This window comes from Micromonospora sp. CNZ280, assembly GCF_011759515.1.
Genome location: NZ_JAAOYP010000002.1, coordinates 892,486 through 906,616, shown reverse-complemented (window position 1 = coordinate 906,616; position 14,131 = coordinate 892,486). Strand labels below are relative to the sequence as shown.

General features: G+C 71.3%; 16 protein-coding genes. 7 read left to right on the top strand and 9 right to left on the bottom strand.

Going from position 1 to position 14,131, the window contains the following annotated elements; all coding sequences use genetic code 11:
- Nucleotides 1-514 precede the first annotated feature (514 nt).
- Nucleotides 515-1,570, bottom strand: a complete 1,056-nt coding sequence (locus FHX32_RS19200) for a cation diffusion facilitator family transporter (RefSeq protein ID WP_167184801.1) — start codon at nucleotides 1,568-1,570, stop codon at nucleotides 515-517.
- Between the two features lie 66 nt (nucleotides 1,571-1,636).
- Between FHX32_RS19200 and FHX32_RS19195 the strand changes: the two genes are divergently transcribed.
- A complete protein-coding gene (locus tag FHX32_RS19195; protein WP_167184797.1) occupies nucleotides 1,637-1,996 on the top strand; it encodes a metalloregulator ArsR/SmtB family transcription factor in 360 nt (119 codons plus the stop codon).
- Nucleotides 1,997-2,053: 57 nt separating this feature from the next.
- On the opposite strand, the gene FHX32_RS19190 is transcribed toward FHX32_RS19195, so the two are convergent.
- Entirely contained in the window at nucleotides 2,054-2,989 is a 936-nt protein-coding gene (locus tag FHX32_RS19190; protein ID WP_167186211.1) for an AraC family transcriptional regulator, read from the bottom strand.
- Nucleotides 2,990-3,041: 52 nt separating this feature from the next.
- On the opposite strand from FHX32_RS19190, the gene FHX32_RS19185 reads away from it, so the two are divergent.
- The gene (locus FHX32_RS19185) at nucleotides 3,042-3,869 is read left to right on the top strand and encodes a class I SAM-dependent methyltransferase (RefSeq protein WP_486481239.1); all 828 of its coding nucleotides are present in this window, start codon (nucleotides 3,042-3,044) and stop codon (nucleotides 3,867-3,869) included.
- Nucleotides 3,870-3,956: 87 nt separating this feature from the next.
- Here the strand turns inward: FHX32_RS19185 and FHX32_RS19180 are convergent, their stop codons facing one another.
- Nucleotides 3,957-5,108, bottom strand: coding sequence for an FAD-dependent monooxygenase (locus tag FHX32_RS19180; protein WP_167184794.1), 1,152 nt, complete (start codon nucleotides 5,106-5,108; stop codon nucleotides 3,957-3,959).
- Nucleotides 5,109-5,162: 54 nt separating this feature from the next.
- On the opposite strand from FHX32_RS19180, the gene FHX32_RS19175 reads away from it, so the two are divergent.
- Nucleotides 5,163-5,789, top strand: a complete 627-nt coding sequence (locus FHX32_RS19175) for a TetR family transcriptional regulator (RefSeq protein WP_167184791.1) — start codon at nucleotides 5,163-5,165, stop codon at nucleotides 5,787-5,789.
- 189 nt (nucleotides 5,790-5,978) lie between these two features.
- On the opposite strand, the gene FHX32_RS19170 is transcribed toward FHX32_RS19175, so the two are convergent.
- Nucleotides 5,979-6,545: a GNAT family N-acetyltransferase gene (locus FHX32_RS19170; protein ID WP_167184788.1), complete on the bottom strand. Its 567-nt coding sequence runs from the start codon at nucleotides 6,543-6,545 to the stop codon at nucleotides 5,979-5,981.
- Between the two features lies 1 nt (nucleotide 6,546).
- Entirely contained in the window at nucleotides 6,547-7,230 is a 684-nt protein-coding gene (locus FHX32_RS19165) for an alpha/beta fold hydrolase (protein WP_167184785.1), read from the bottom strand.
- Nucleotides 7,231-7,325: 95 nt separating this feature from the next.
- Between FHX32_RS19165 and FHX32_RS19160 the strand changes: the two genes are divergently transcribed.
- Nucleotides 7,326-8,342 carry a WYL domain-containing transcriptional regulator gene (locus FHX32_RS19160; RefSeq protein WP_167184782.1) on the top strand — a complete coding sequence of 339 codons (1,017 nt, stop codon included), beginning with the start codon at nucleotides 7,326-7,328 and terminating at the stop codon, nucleotides 8,340-8,342.
- Nucleotides 8,343-8,398: 56 nt separating this feature from the next.
- Here FHX32_RS19160 and FHX32_RS19155 read toward each other — a convergent pair whose 3' ends face one another.
- Together FHX32_RS19155 and FHX32_RS19150 are read right to left on the bottom strand one after the other, a co-directional pair.
- Nucleotides 8,399-8,812 (bottom strand): PPOX class F420-dependent oxidoreductase, encoded by a 414-nt coding sequence (locus FHX32_RS19155; protein WP_167184779.1) that lies wholly within the window; start codon nucleotides 8,810-8,812, stop codon nucleotides 8,399-8,401.
- A gap of 202 nt (nucleotides 8,813-9,014) precedes the next feature.
- Nucleotides 9,015-9,761, bottom strand: coding sequence for a TetR/AcrR family transcriptional regulator C-terminal domain-containing protein (locus FHX32_RS19150; protein WP_167184776.1), 747 nt, complete (start codon nucleotides 9,759-9,761; stop codon nucleotides 9,015-9,017).
- 86 nt (nucleotides 9,762-9,847) lie between these two features.
- On the opposite strand from FHX32_RS19150, the gene FHX32_RS19145 reads away from it, so the two are divergent.
- The gene (locus tag FHX32_RS19145; protein ID WP_167184773.1) at nucleotides 9,848-10,792 is read left to right on the top strand and encodes an ATP-binding cassette domain-containing protein; all 945 of its coding nucleotides are present in this window, start codon (nucleotides 9,848-9,850) and stop codon (nucleotides 10,790-10,792) included.
- Nucleotides 10,789-11,607, top strand: a complete 819-nt coding sequence (locus FHX32_RS19140) for an ABC transporter permease (protein WP_167184770.1) — start codon at nucleotides 10,789-10,791, stop codon at nucleotides 11,605-11,607. The genes FHX32_RS19145 and FHX32_RS19140 overlap by 4 nt, the downstream gene beginning before the upstream one ends.
- Nucleotides 11,608-11,630: 23 nt before the next feature.
- On the opposite strand, the gene FHX32_RS19135 is transcribed toward FHX32_RS19140, so the two are convergent.
- Together FHX32_RS19135 and FHX32_RS19130 are read right to left on the bottom strand one after the other, a co-directional pair.
- Nucleotides 11,631-12,533, bottom strand: a complete 903-nt coding sequence (locus FHX32_RS19135) for an SDR family oxidoreductase (protein WP_167184767.1) — start codon at nucleotides 12,531-12,533, stop codon at nucleotides 11,631-11,633.
- Nucleotides 12,534-12,535: 2 nt separating this feature from the next.
- Nucleotides 12,536-13,480, bottom strand: coding sequence for an EamA family transporter (locus tag FHX32_RS19130; protein WP_167184765.1), 945 nt, complete (start codon nucleotides 13,478-13,480; stop codon nucleotides 12,536-12,538).
- A 103-nt stretch (nucleotides 13,481-13,583) separates the two neighbouring features.
- Here FHX32_RS19130 and FHX32_RS19125 point away from each other — a divergent pair, with 103 nt between their 5' ends.
- The gene (locus FHX32_RS19125) at nucleotides 13,584-14,099 is read left to right on the top strand and encodes a MarR family transcriptional regulator (protein WP_167184763.1); all 516 of its coding nucleotides are present in this window, start codon (nucleotides 13,584-13,586) and stop codon (nucleotides 14,097-14,099) included.
- Nucleotides 14,100-14,131: the final 32 nt, after the last annotated feature.

Genomic DNA, 14,131 nt, shown 5'->3' with positions numbered 1-14,131 from the left:
CGGACGGCAGGTGCCGGCGCCACTGACGGTGGCCAGTGGCGGTACGACCTGAGTGGCCGGTGGGGGACGGGTGGAGGCCATGCCCGGTCCGTGGAAGCCGCACATCCGGCTTTCCGCATCGATAAGCGTTCATCAATGGCGTAGCGTTACGTGCGACACACACCGGGTGCCGAAGAGGGCTGCCACGGACCAGGACTCCGGGGTTCGCGAGGGGGCGCAGTCGTACAGCTTCGCCGCGCTGCTGCCCGCGCGGCCCGAGGCCAGATGCGGATCGTCGTGGCCGGACGCCCGGCCGAACTCCCCGCCGATGTGCCCATCGCGACCCGTAACGCGCTTGCCTGGCAGTGGCCGCTAGCCCACCAACCTCACCAACCACCGCGTGAGAAGTCGCGGCATCGCGAACCAGTGCCGAATCATGGCAGCCCGCAGAGCCGCATGAGCAGGCGTTGAGCGCCGTTCCTGCTGGTTGCGGAGTGGCGGCTCCAAGCTCCGCCACAACATCTGATCGCGAGCGTCATCGTGGCTGCTTTCGGCGCTGGTGCGAGAGGTCGGTGTGGTGGCGCATCCCGGGGTGGCTGTCGGGGTCGGTGTGGACGGTGGCGCTGACCAGTCTGGGTAATGCGTGGGTGAGCTGGTGCTCGGCGTCGGCGGCGATCTCGTGGGCGGCCATGAGGCTGAGGCGAGCGTCGACAACCAGCTCGGCTTCGGCGTGCAGGCGGTGGCCGATCCAGCGGAGCCGTACCGCGGCTACGTCCTGGACGCCGTCGACGGCGCGGAGTGTGGTCTCGGCTTGGTCGACGATGGCGGGGTCGACGGCGTCCATGAGGCGGTGGTAGACCTCGCGGGCGGCGTCCTTGAGCACGAAGGTGATGGCGATGGCGATGGCCAGGCCGATGACGGGGTCGGCCCAGTGCCAGCCGAGGGCGGCGCCGGCGGCGGCGGCGAGGACGGCGAGGGAGGTGTAGCCGTCGGTGCGAGCGTGCAGGCCGTCGGCGATCAGGGCGGCGGAGCCGATGCGGCGGCCGACGCGGATGCGGTAGCGGGCGACCAGTTCGTTGCCGATGAACCCGACGAGGCCGGCGGCGGCCACCCACGGCAGGTGGGTCACCTCGGCGGGGTGCAGCAGTCGGCTGCCGGCCGTCCAGGCGGCGGCGACAGCGGATCCGGCGATGACGACCACGATGATGATGCCGGCCAGGTCCTCGGCACGGCCGTAGCCGTAGGTGTAGGCGCGGGTGGCGGCGCGGCGGCCGAGCAGGAAGGCGATCCCCAGCGGTACGGCGGTCAGGGCGTCGGCGACATTGTGCAGGGTGTCGCCGAGCAGGGCGACCGACCCGGACAGCACGACGATGACCGCCTGGGCGATGGCGGTGATCCCGAGGCCGACCAGCGAGATCCACAGCGCGCGTAGTCCCTCGCGGGAGGACTCCAGAGCGGGGTCGACCTTCGCGCGTGAGTCGTGTGAGTGCGGCACCACCGCGTGCCGCAGCCGGTGCCACCAGGTGGCGGGGTGGCCTCCGCTGTGCCGGTCATCGTGCCGGTGATCGTGTTCGTGCTCCTGGTCCTGCACAAGCTCCTCCTACCCGTCCGGCTCGGAAGATCGGGGCCGACGTGCCGCCGGCGATAATATGTGCTCATGTACGCACGCGACAAGGTTGTAGATGCACATGACCTGCAACAACGCCTGCCCACAGATAGCCAGGTGGAGGCAGCAACGGAGATGCTGCGGATGCTGGGCGACGGCACCCGGCTGCGGTTGATGGCGCTGCTGGCCGAGGGCGAGCACGACGTGACGGCGTTGGTCGCGGCGGTGGGTGCGGCGCGGCCGGCGGTGTCGCAGCACCTGGGCAGGCTGCGGTTGGCCGGGCTGGTGACCGTGCGGCGGGAGGGCCGCCGAGCCCTCTACACGGCCCGGGGCGGGCATGTCCGGCGGCTCGTGGCCGAGGTCATCCACGCTGCCTCGCACCGGGTGGCCGGCATCCCCGAGCACGACTGAACGCGCACGGCGACGCCTATCGGAGACCGTGGAGCGGTGTGTGCGGATGGGCCGGTGTCATGACCATGCGCGCTGGGCGCGGCGCCATCGCTGTGGGGTGATGCCGTAGCGGTCGCGGAAGCGGCGGACGAGATAGGTGGCGTCGCGTAGGCCGGTTCGGGCTGCCACGGCGTCGAGCGGCAGGTCGGTCTCGCGCAGCATTCGCCGGACCTCGGTCATGCGCCGTTCGGTGATCCATTCCAGCAGGGGGCGGCCTGTGCGCCGACGGAGCACGGTCGTGAGGTGCCCCGGGGTGTAGCCGAGCCTGCGGGCGACATCGGTGGCGGAGACCGGTTCGCGGAACGTCGCCTCGATCTCGGCGAAGACCCGCTCGACCAGTGGGTCCGGCGCGGCGGGATCGCAGGGTGCCAGTCGCGCGGCCGCGACCAGAAGCCGGGTGAGCAGTGCGGCGACGGCCTCGCCGGCGCCGAGACGGCCTGGGTCGGCGAGTTCGTCGGCCAGGTCCGCCAGCCACGCCGACCAGTTGGCCCGGTCGGGCTCCGCGATCCGACCGTGGCCCGCGCTGAAGGCGAACAGGGCGAGGAGGGGATGGTGTGCCCAGCCCAGTGGGGAGACCGAGGTCAGGGCAGGGACGGCGTCCGGTGTGAACGCGACCGACCACGCGCGGCCGCGGGCGAGTTCAGCCGCGGCCGTGACGCCGATGACCTGTCCGGGCGATAGAGCGTGGACCTCGCCAGCGCGCAGCGGCCGTTCGGCGCCGTCGACGGTGACTGAGCCCATGCCCTCCTCGACATAGACCAGGACGAGGAAGTCGTGGGCGTGCCGGTGGTCCGGCGGGAGCCTGGAGTGGGCGGCTTCGGTGTCGAAACGGCTCACCGAGACCGGAGGCAGGCCGGGGCGTTGCCGGTAGCGGTAGACCGGCGTCCCGTCGGACCGTACCGTGCGCAGCCCCGACGGGACCCCCGGCACGTCATTGACCGAAGAATGTCCCATGGTTACCACGATAAATCCTGCTCGGCGACCGCAGAATATCCAAGACTTGGAGGTGGCGACACCGGTTGGTCAGGGGGCCGCCGAGGCAGACCCGTCCCCGCATGCACAGGAGGCACTCATGGCAGCTTCGACCCACGTACGCATCCTCGACCAGCGAACTCCGGAGGATCGGGACCGCCCCTTCCTGCCGGGCGCGGGAAGGGCCTGGCTTCTTCCGTTCTACGACGCCTTCACCCGGTTGGCCGGCGTCCGCGCACTGCACGAACGTGTGGTCGAGCTCGCCGACATCGAGCCCGGCCAGACGGTGGTCGACGTCGGCTGCGGCACGGGCAACCTCTCGTTCGCGGTGCTCGCGGCCCAGCCGAGCGCGCGGGTGACCGGCCTCGACCCGGACGGAGACGCCCTGCGCACGGCAGCGCGCAAGGCGCGCCGCCGCAGCGCCGCTCTGACCCTCGTTCAGGGTTACGCCGACCGGATCCCCGCTGAGGACGCCTCGCTCGACCATGTTGTCTCGTCGTTGGCCCTGCACCACGTCGATGACGACGCTCGGATCGCGTTCGCGCGTGACGCGCTGCGGGCCCTTCGGCCGGGAGGAAGGGTCACGGTCGTCGACTTCGGCGGCCCAGCGTCCAACGTCGAGGACGCCGGGCACCCAACACACCGCCATGGCCACAGCCCTGTCCATGCCCTCCGGCACCTGACCCGCCTCATGCGTCGCCGGGTGGCGGCCAGCCCGGTCGTGGCCCGCAACCACGGCGACGGCATCGTCACGCTCCTGGCCGACGCCGGCCTCGGCGACGCCCGGGAGGTCGCGCACGCCGACCACAGGTTCGGCCGGGTCACGTTCGTGCAGGCGACTCGCCCCTTGAGCCGGACCTGATCGCGGCGTCGACAGACCCAACCACGCCACGCAATGGCATCAGCAGCATCAGGTTTTCAGCGGGATCCGCCTATCGTTGCGGGCCGCCTATTGTGCGTGCCAGGTGGCGGCGAGCAGTCTGGTGGCGAGCCGGGGCGGTGTCGCGCGCAGCAGGGTGTCGCGCAGCCACGCGACGGCGCCGGTCTGCGAGGTCATCCGTGATTGCCGGGATGCCGCGGCCATCAGTCGACTGGTACGGGGCCGGCGTTCGGCGTCGTAGCGGAGCAGTCGTTCGGGAACATCGGCCGGGTCGGCCCCGCTGAGGTGCCGGCTGAGCGCGGCCGCGTCTTCGAATGCCTGGCTCGCGCCCTGTCCGAGATCGGGGGTCATGGCGTGAGCGGCGTCGCCGAGCAGCGCGATACGACCGACCGCGAACGACGGCAGCGGAGTGGCGAGGCGTGCGATGGCGTCGACGTGGACAGCGGCGAGCGGCGTCGCCTTGATCAGCGCCGGAACCGCCGGGTGCCAGTCGGCCATCAGAGCCAGGACCTGTTGACGCGCGTCGTGCGCGGAGGGCCGCGCTTCGGGCAGCGCGGTGTCGGTGAACCAGTACAGATCGCGCTCACCGACCGGGAACAGCCCGAACATGGCGCCGGTCCGGCGGTCGACCATGATGCTGGCCAGCAGTGCGGTGACGTCGAGCCCCGCAGGCGTGGGCAGCATGCCGCGCAGGTCCAGCCGGCCGATCTGCCGTACCCCGGGATGGGCGGGAAACAGCTGACGGCGCAGGCTGCTGCCGATGCCATCGGCCACGATCACCGCATCCGCCGTGGTCACCGGCTGGCCGTGGCTGACGACGACCACGCCGGCCGGATCGGGCTCCAGCCGTTGTACCGGCGCGGCGGTGTGCGCCAGGTGGGCGGGCAGTGGCGCACGCAGCGCCCGGTGCAGCTCCGCTCGGCTCACCACGTGCGCAGTACCGACCGTTCGTCTGGCGTGGACCGCGTCCGTCACCAACAGCGGCCGTCCGCGCCAGTCGCGCAACCCGCCGGTGGTGGCACGCATCGCCTGGCCGCGCACGTAGTCACCCAGGCCGAGCGCATCCAGCGCCCGGACTCCGTTGGGCATGAGCACCACCCCGGTGCCCGTCTCGCGGAGCTCGGCGCCGCGCTCGTACAGCACCACCTCGTGTCCCTGTCGATGCAGCCCGACCGCCGCGGACACCCCGCACAGGCCACCGCCCACCACCACGGCTCGCATGAGTTCACCTTCACTACGGTCGTCCTACTACGATCGTAGTCCTATCATGGTGGGGTGCCGCCGACCAACCCCGCCCGTCGCCAAGCGCTCACCGATGCCGCCATCGAGCTGCTCGCCGCGTCCGGAGTTCACGGCGTGACCCACCGGGCCGTCGAGAAGGCCGCCGCGCTGCCCCCGGGAACGGCCTCGAACTACTTCCCCAGCCGCGAGGCGCTCCTGGTCGCCACCGCGCGCCGCATCGTCGAGCTGCACCACGCCGACATGGACCGGGCCGCCCGACACCACCACACCGACACGACGGCCCCGCCGACCCGCGCGAGCATCGCCGACCGACTGGCGGCCCTGCTGACCGACGCGCTGCTCACCGCAGCCATCACGCTTCGGACCCGGTATCGAGCGATCTACGAGCTCCAGCTGGAGGCGGTGCGCCGGCCGGCCCTCGCCTCGGCTCTCGCCGGTCTGCAGGACAGCTCGATCGGTCTGACGGCCGACCACCACGGCGCCCTCGGCCTGCCCATCCCCGCCGAGGCCATTCCGACGCTGGTCACTCTCTACGGCGGCGCGCTGTTCGTTCTGGTCACCACGCCGGTCGACCGCGTCAACAGGCAGCTCGTCGAGCCGCTCGCCCGCGCCATCGTGCGCGGCGCGCTGCCCGATGTGGACGGTTCAACGACGCAGTGAGCCGATGACAGCCTGCTGAGCGGGCCCGCGTCGCTCCGCAGAGCGGCAAGCTGCGCGAAGAGGTACGCGGAGCCGATGTCGGGGCCGACCCGGGGCCGGCCCCGCGCTCGGTCAGCTCTTCTTTGCGTTCTCCACCTTGACCGGGATCTCCTTCGTGGTGGGCGGCGGCCCACGGACCGGCACCGACCGTCACTGCGGGTCGACCACCCGGCTCACGATCCAGGCGTGCTTGCCGACCTGCCGGCCGCGGGCGAAGCCGAACTCCTCGAACAGTTCGACCGTCGCGCTGAACAGGAACCGCCCCTGCGCGACCCGGCCGACGGTGACCTCCGAGATGGCCTCGACGAGGCCGCCGCCGGACCGGGCGATCAGGTGCAGCGCGCCGGACACAGCGGCCCGGGCCACGCCCTGACCCCGATGCTGCCGATCCACGAAGATGCAGGTCATCCGCCAGTCCGGCCACGGCGGGGCGTCCTGGTCGTACGCGCGCCGGTGCTTGATGCCGGGCAGTTCCTCCGGGCTGCCGTACTGGCACCAGCCCTGCGCGAAGCCGTCCCCGTCGAGCACGAGGGCGGCGTGGGCGCGGCCGGTCCGTACCAGCTTCTCCTTGGCCGCCCGGCGATCCATCCCCTTCTGCGCCCGGTCCAGGTGGTAGCCGATGCACCAGCATCCGCCGTACACGCTGTTGTTGCGCTCGACCAGCTCCACGAACGCCGGCCACGTCGAGGCGTCGAGGGCCCGGACCGTGTACGACATGTCAGGCCTCGGCCGCCGCGGCGAGGAGCTGGGCCAGCTCGGCCGGCCGCGTGAACATCGGCCAGTGGCCCGAGTCGATGTCGAGGAGTTCGAGGTGCTTGGCCTTGGCCAGCTCGGGCAACTCGCCGGCGTCGATCCACTCGCGGGCCTGGGCCGGGGTGAACTCGGGGCACACCAGCGTGACCGGCACCTCGTACCGTCGCTCGTCGCGGAGGCGCACGACGCCCTGCGCGACGCCCGCCGGCACCGGGATGGCCGCCGAGGCGATGCGCCGCCGGTCCTCCTCGTCGAGATCGGCCGAGTCTGGCCCCTCGAACGGCTCCCAGCCCGGGAACGGCATGACCCTGTCCCGCACGTCGAAGAAGGCGGCGTACGGCTTCCCGTCGACGGACGGGAAGCCGCCGATGAGCACGACCCGGGCCACCCGCTCGGGGCGCGCGTCGGCTGCCAGCCAGGCCAGCGTGGCGGCGGCCGAGTGCCCGACCACGACGGGCGGGCCGGACGCGGCGTCGACCGCGGCGAGCACGGCGGCCACCTGATCGTCCAGCGTCGCCGCCGCGGAACCGTCGCCCTGACCGGGGAGGGTGAGCGGCACGGGACGGTGGCCCAACCGTTCGAGCTGCGGCGCCACCTCGTCCCAGGCGGACCCGTCCAGCCACAGGCCGGCGATGAGCAGGATGTCCATGATCGTTTCCTCCAACGGTCGACTAGGCGGTGAGGCTAGGACCTATTCCGGACGATCGACTTCCGGTTTCGGGCGGATCCCACTAACCTCCTGATGTGCGGAACGACGTCAGCCCCACCGCACGCGCGTTGCGCGCCCTGGAGATCCTGCAGAGCCGGCCCGGTACGACGGCCGACGAGCTCGGCGCTCGGCTGGGCGTCAGCGAGCGGGCGGCGCGCCGGTACGTGGACATCCTGCGCGAGGCCGGCATCCCCGTCGAGTCGTCCCGAGGTCCGTACGGCGGGTACCGGCTCGGGCGGGGCGTCCGACTGCCGCCGGTCGTCTTCACCGAGGCCGAGGCGCTGGGACTGGTGATGGCCGTACTCGACGGCCAGCCGGCGGCGGTCGACGGCGACGACCTCGTCGGCTCGGCGCTCAGCAAGGTCATCCAGGCGCTGCCGGACGGGCTCCGCCGGCAGGCGGCCGCCCTGCGGCAACACGCGTCGGCAGCACCCGACCGGCGCGCGTCCCGCCCCGATCCGGCCACCACCAGCGCCCTCGTCGCCGCCTCGGCGGCCCGGCGCCGGGTGGTGCTCACCTATCAGGGCGAGTCCGGCACCGAGTGGGAGGGGGAGGTGGATCCCTGGGCCGTCGTGGTGCGCTTCGGGCGCTGGTACCTGTTGTGCCACTCGCACCGGGCCGACGCGATCCGCACGTACCGCATCGACCGGGTGCGCGGCGTCCGGCCGACCGACGAGGGGTTCGAACCGCCCGACGGCCTGGACGCGGTGGCCACCCTGGAGGAGAACCTCGGCCGCGGATGGCAGTTCACCACCCGGGTCGTGTTCGACGCGCCCCCGGCCGCGGTGGCCCCCTGGATCCGGCCGCCAATGGGTCGACTCGAACCGTACGGCGACGGCTGCGTGCTCCTCGGCAGCACCCGCAACCCGGCCATGTACGCGCAGGAGTGGCTGGCCACCGTGCCGATCGACTTCCGGGTCGAGGGCGGGCCGGAGCTGCGGGACGCGATGGGCACGCTCGCGGCCCGCTTCACCGCCGCCGTCGGGCCGCCGACCACCCGGGTACCGCGTCAGCCCGCCAGCCGGCGCGGTGACCCGGATGAGGGTGGCTGACACACACCGCGTCCACCTGGCCCTTGACCTCGCAGCCCGGCCAGCGGCCTTCGGCGTCAGCGGTTACGCCGCACGTCCCGCGTGCTTCCACCCGGAGCGTCGGCGTCGATGCCGAAGCTGATGATGCGGCGTGGGTGGATCCGGATGATCGGGCCGCCGACATGGCCGGCGGAGTCGGCGGGGTCGGTCAACGCCTCGGCATCGCCCCGGATCTCCAGGCAGCGGACCGTCCACGGGTCGACCGAGGCTACGTCGTCGACCACGAACGCCACCTTGGAACCGGCGGCGACGTTGCGGAACTTCTGGCTCGCTGCCATGTTGTGACCGCCGATGTCGATGGTGTGCAGCCGCTCGTTGTACCCGAACCCGACGGGGTTGTTCTGCACTGTCCCGTCCGCGCGGACGGTTGCCAGCCGTCCCAGGCGCTGCTCCCGTAGATAGGCCAGCTCGCGCTCGGTGAAGACCGCCATGGTTGCCTCCTCGTCGTGCGACGGGAGTCAGCATGGGAGTTGAAGCGCACTTCAAGTCAAGCCATGGCCTCCCGCCTCGCCGAGCTTCGCGGTCCACCAGGTGCGGCCTCTACCCCTGGCGGACGGCGGCCGGCGCCGTGGCTATCGGCAAACCGCCGCGCCGGGTGCTGGCCGCCGACCTCCGCCTCGCCGAGCGGAGCGGTCAATCCCTGGAACCTTCGGAGGCTCGGCCGTCTGATGGGAGGGCCCCGGCGATGCAGTCGAGAACGCGCTGGAGCCCGTTCCGGAACTGGTCGTCGCGGCTCAGGTGCGGCTGGCGCGCCTCCATCACGATCTTGGTGAACATCGGGTACTTGCCGCTCTTCACCAGCTGGTCGACGTACGGGTAGCTCCGCGCCATCCACTCCGACTCGCTGAGCCCGCTGCGGCGGAATTCCTCGGCCGAGCTGATCTCCTCGCGGACAGTGCCCTCGACGTAGCCGTTCAGCATGGCGATGAGGCCGAGGTTCTCGTCGATGGGGATGAAGGCGTCGAGTACCCCCATCAGCCGTTCGATCAGGAGCAGCTGGTTGGGGCCGAAGCTGGGCAGTGACCGCTGCACGGTGGCGATCCACGGGTGCCGCAGCCACATGGCCCGCAGCCCGTCGGCGTAGCGGGTCAGGTCGGCGCGCCAGTCGCCCGAGGGCATGCCCGTGACGTCGATCTCGCCCATCACCCGGTCGGCCATGAGCTCTACCAGGTTGTCCCGGCTCGGGACGTACCGGTAGAGGGACATCGCGCCGGTGCCGATCTCGGCGGCGATCCGCCGCATGGTGGCGGCCTCCAGCCCCTCGGCGTCGGCGATCCGGATCGCCGCCTCGGTGATCTGCGCCCGGCTGTAGGCGGGCTTCGGCCCGTACGTCGGGCGCTCGGGCCGCATCCAGATGTTCACGTACTCGGCGTCGGCCACCCTCGCACCCCCTACTTGCGTACACGGTACTCAGTAACTTAGCCTGGCCGCGATAACCGCGTACAATGTACCCAGTAGGGGTGATCATGGCGGACCCGGTCGTCTTCGCCGAAGGGCTGCACAAGTCCTTCCGCGGCACCCATGCGCTACGAGGCCTGGACCTGAGCGTCCCGGAAGGGACGGTCTGCGGCGTGCTCGGACCGAACGGCGCCGGGAAGACGACAGCGGTGCGCATCCTGGCGACCCTGTCCGATCCCGACGCCGGGCACGCCCGCGTCGCCGGATACGACGTCGTCCGCGAGGCCGGCAAGGTGCGCGAGCGCATCGGGCTCGCGGGCCAGTACGCCGCCGTGGACGAGAAGCTCACCGGCCGGAGCAACCTGCGCATGTTCGGGCACCTCTACCACCTGCCCCGCCGCGAGGCGCACCGGCGGGCCGACGAGCTGCTCGACCGCTTCGGCCTGATGGACGCCGCCGACCGCCCGATCGCCGGCTACTCCGGCGGCATGCGGCGCCGCCTCGACCTGATCACCAGCCTCATCCTGCGCCCCAGGGTGCTCTTCCTGGACGAGCCCACCACCGGCCTGGACCCGCGCAGCCGCGGCGAGATCTGGGACAGCGTCCGCGACCTGGTGGCCGACGGCACCACGGTGCTGCTCACCACGCAGTACCTGGACGAAGCCGACCAGCTGGCCGACGACATCGCCGTCGTCGACCAGGGACAGGTGATCGCCACCGGCACGCCCGACGAGCTGAAGGCCACGATCGGGGACCGCCTCGACGTCACCATCGAGGACCCCGCCGCGATGCCCACGGCGACGACCGTCCTGAACATCCTGGCCGGCGCCGAAACCACGCCGACCGGCGCCGACCGGCTCAGCGTCGCCCTGCCCGCCACCGGCCTCCGGCTCGCCGACGTCGTACGCGAACTCGACCTCGCCGGGGTCGGCGCGGCCGACGTGCGGCTGCGCCGCCCCACCCTCGACGAGGTGTTCCTGCGCCTCACCGACCGTAAGGAGGCCGTCCGATGACCGCCCTCGCCTCACCACTGGGCCGCCTGCGCTGGACGCTCACCGACGGGCTGACCCTGGTCGGCCGCGAGCTGGGACGGCTGCGGCAAGAGCCCGGGCAGATTGTCGCCGCGCTGGTCTTCCCGGTCATCATGGTGGTGCTGTTCGGGTACGTCTTCGGCAGCGCGATCCAGGTGCCGGCCGGCGGTGACTACCGCGAGTACCTCATGCCCGGCCTGTTCGCGATGGTGACCTTTTCCGCGTGGTTGGGGGTCATGACGCGGATGGCCACCGATGCCTCCCGCGGTGTGATGGACCGGTTCCGCTCCATGCCGATGGCGCGCTTGGCGGTGCCGTTCGGGCAGACCGGCGCCGACCTGCTGACCGGCCTGCTGATGCTGGCCATCATGGTGGGCGCGGGCCTGCTGGTGGGCTGGCAGCCGCACCGCGGCCTGATCGCCACGGCTCAGGCGTTCCTGCTGATGATCGTGTTGCGGTACGCGCTGAGCTGGGTGGGTGTCTATGTGGGCCTGGCGGTGAAGAACGACCAGGTCGCCGACGCGATGGTGCCGCTGGGCGTGCCGTTCACGATGCTGTCGAACGCGTTCGTCCCAACCGACGGCATGCCGGGCTGGCTGCGCTTCCTGGCCGACTGGAACCCGGTGAGCGCGCTCACCGCCGCCGCCCGGGAACTGTTCGGCAACCCGGGTGCCCCGTCCGACGACGTGGCCTGGCCACTCGCGCATCCGGTGACCGCCGTCCTGCTCTGGTCGGCCGCGCTGCTGGTGATATTCGTCCCGCTGTCGCTCCGCGCCTACACGCGCAGCGGACGCTGAACGCCCCGGTTGTGGACACCGCACTAGCCTCGATCCCGGTTCCGGTTGTCGTCGGCTGGGGTGAACGCCGCGGCGTGGTCGCGGATGAAATCTCCGATGCCGCGCGGGGGGTGGCCGAGCAGGTCCGCGACCGAATCGGTGGTGAAGTCTCCCCAGCCGGAGACATACGCCTGCGCGTACTCCTCGAGCATGTCGACGATCCACGTCGGGACGCCGTAGCCGAGCAGCGTGTTGCGCTGGGCGTCGTCACTGACCGGTCGGTACGTGACGAACCTGTCGAGTGCGAGACTCAGTTCGTCGGCGACGTCGTCGAACGTCAGCGAGCGCGGACCGGTGAGGGTGTACGTGCGGCCGTGGTGGCGGTCCGGGTCGTCGAGGAGCACGCGGGCAGCGCATTCGGCGATGTCGCGTACGTCGATCATCCCGATCCGCGCCGCGGCCATGTTCAGTGAGAACGTGCCGGTGGCGGCGATGTCGCCTGCCTCGTTCAGCAGGTTCTGCATGAACCAGTGTGGACGCAGGATGGTCCAGCGCATGCCGCACTGTTCGGTCTCCCGATCGGAGAGCGCGTGCAGCCTGCCGCTGCGGTTCGGCGCTTCGGGTGCCGCGCCGACGACGGACAAGCGCACGATGCGCTCCACACCGGCCTGGCGCGCGGCCCACACGGCGTTCATGTTGTGCTCCGGAGCGCGCGGCCCGTTCGGGGTGAGCAGCCACACGTCCTGCACGCCCGCGAAGGCGGGAGGCAGCGACCGGGGGTCACCGAGGTCACCGACGACGACGTCGGCGCCCTGCTCGCGTGGGCCGTCGGCCTTGAACTCATCGCGGACGAGAGCGCGAAGGTTCACGTCGTTGCCCTTCAGCGCGCTCAGCAGTGCGGTGGACACGGTTCCGGTGGCTCCGGTGATCAGTACGGTGCGTGACACGCTCATGCTCCCTTGGTGGTAGCGGGGATGCGGACCAGGTTGCGGACGGCGTCCGGGGTCAGTTGTGCGGCGGCGATGGTGGTCAGGGCGAGCGCGAAGCCGACACCCTGCCAGGGCGTCAGCGACTCGTTGAGGAACAGCCAGCCCAGGATCGTGGCGACCGCGGGGGACAGCAGGGCGAGGAACGACATGGCAACCACGGGCAGCTTGCCGATGCCGTGGAACCAGGCGACGTACGACAGCAGTGCGCCCACGAGTGACAACCAGGCGTAGCCGCCGATCGCACGGTGGTCCAGTGCGGGCGGAATTCCCTCGAGGCCGAGCGCGAGCGGAACGAGCACGAGCCCGCCGAGGGTGAGCTGCCAGCCGGCGATGGTCGCCGCGCCAGCGCCCGCCGGGCGTCCCCAACGCTTGGTCAGGACGATCCCGCCGGCCATCACACCGGCCGCGGCAATGCCGGCCAGAACGCCCACCAGGTCGAAGGAGAGTTCGCCGCGCAGGACGATCAACCCGACCCCCACCACGCCAACCAGACCCCAGCCGACCCGCCAGCGCGTGGGCTCCTCACTGAGCAGCAGGTATGCCAGGCATGCGACGAACAACGGCTGGACGGCGACGAGGGTCGCCGCGACGCCGCCCGGTAGTCGATAGGCGGCGACGAAGAGCAGTGCGTTGAACGCGCCGATGTTGAGGGTGCCGAGCAGCAGCGAGCGCCACAGCCACTGGCCGCGCGGCAGGCTACGGGTGATGGCGAGCAGGATCAGCCCCGCCGGCAGGGCGCGGATCACGGTGGACACCAACGGATGGCCGGGTGGGAGGAACTCGGTGGTGACCAGGTAGGTGGTGCCCCAGCTGATCGGTGCGGTCGCGGTCAGGGCGGTCAGTCCCAGAGTGCTGCCGGGCCGGGACGCGCTGCCCGCGTCCCGCCGGCTCGGGGCCCGCGTCATCCAATCTCCTTAACGTTGAAATGTTCAACGTTGGCGAGAGTAGCCATCTGATAGGCTAGCGTCAAACATTTTCACGTTGAGAGATCCAGGAGGCGGCAGGCCGGTGGAGGACAACGTCGACTGGCGGCTGAATCAGTGGCGGACCGAGCGACCCGACATCGACCCCACGCCGATGGGCGTGGTGGCCCGGATCCAGCGCGCCTCCCGGCTCCTCGAGCGTGAGCTTCGCGTCAACTTCGCCGCGCATGGCCTGCAACTATGGGAATTCGACGTGCTGGGCACGCTGCGCCGGTCCGGGCCTCCGTATCAGCTCACCGCAGGGCAGTTGGTCGAGTCGGCGATGGTCACCTCCGGAGCGATCACCAACCGGATCGATCGCCTCGTTGCCAGGGGTTTGGTGACCCGCGAGGTCGATCCCGCCAACCGGCGCAGCGTGCTGATCACCCTGACCGAGCGCAGCCGGGAGCTGATCGACGAAGTCGTCGTCGCCCATGTCGACCTGGAGGCGAAGCTGCTCGACGGGCTGAGCGGCCGTGACCAGGAACAGCTCGCCGGACTACTGCGCAAGCTGCTCGCCAGCCTCGGCGACTACTCGCCCGGCAATCCCCTGAACCCTTAGCGGCCACCAACCCGTGCTTCGCACCGACGTTG

Excerpts from the sequence above, each read along its gene's own strand:
- FHX32_RS19195 (WP_167184797.1), top strand. The coding sequence starts at position 1,637 with ATGTACGCACGCGACAAGGTTGTAGATGCACATGACCTGCAACAACGC.
- FHX32_RS19190 (WP_167186211.1), bottom strand. The coding sequence starts at position 2,989 with ATGGGACATTCTTCGGTCAATGACGTGCCGGGGGTCCCGTCGGGGCTG.
- FHX32_RS19180 (WP_167184794.1), bottom strand. The coding sequence starts at position 5,108 with ATGCGAGCCGTGGTGGTGGGCGGTGGCCTGTGCGGGGTGTCCGCGGCG.
- FHX32_RS19170 (WP_167184788.1), bottom strand. The coding sequence starts at position 6,545 with ATGTCGTACACGGTCCGGGCCCTCGACGCCTCGACGTGGCCGGCGTTC.
- FHX32_RS19165 (WP_167184785.1), bottom strand. The coding sequence starts at position 7,230 with ATGGACATCCTGCTCATCGCCGGCCTGTGGCTGGACGGGTCCGCCTGG.
- FHX32_RS19155 (WP_167184779.1), bottom strand. The coding sequence starts at position 8,812 with ATGGCGGTCTTCACCGAGCGCGAGCTGGCCTATCTACGGGAGCAGCGC.
- FHX32_RS19145 (WP_167184773.1), top strand. The coding sequence starts at position 9,848 with ATGGCGGACCCGGTCGTCTTCGCCGAAGGGCTGCACAAGTCCTTCCGC.
- FHX32_RS19140 (WP_167184770.1), top strand. The coding sequence starts at position 10,789 with ATGACCGCCCTCGCCTCACCACTGGGCCGCCTGCGCTGGACGCTCACC.
- FHX32_RS19130 (WP_167184765.1), bottom strand. The coding sequence starts at position 13,480 with ATGACGCGGGCCCCGAGCCGGCGGGACGCGGGCAGCGCGTCCCGGCCC.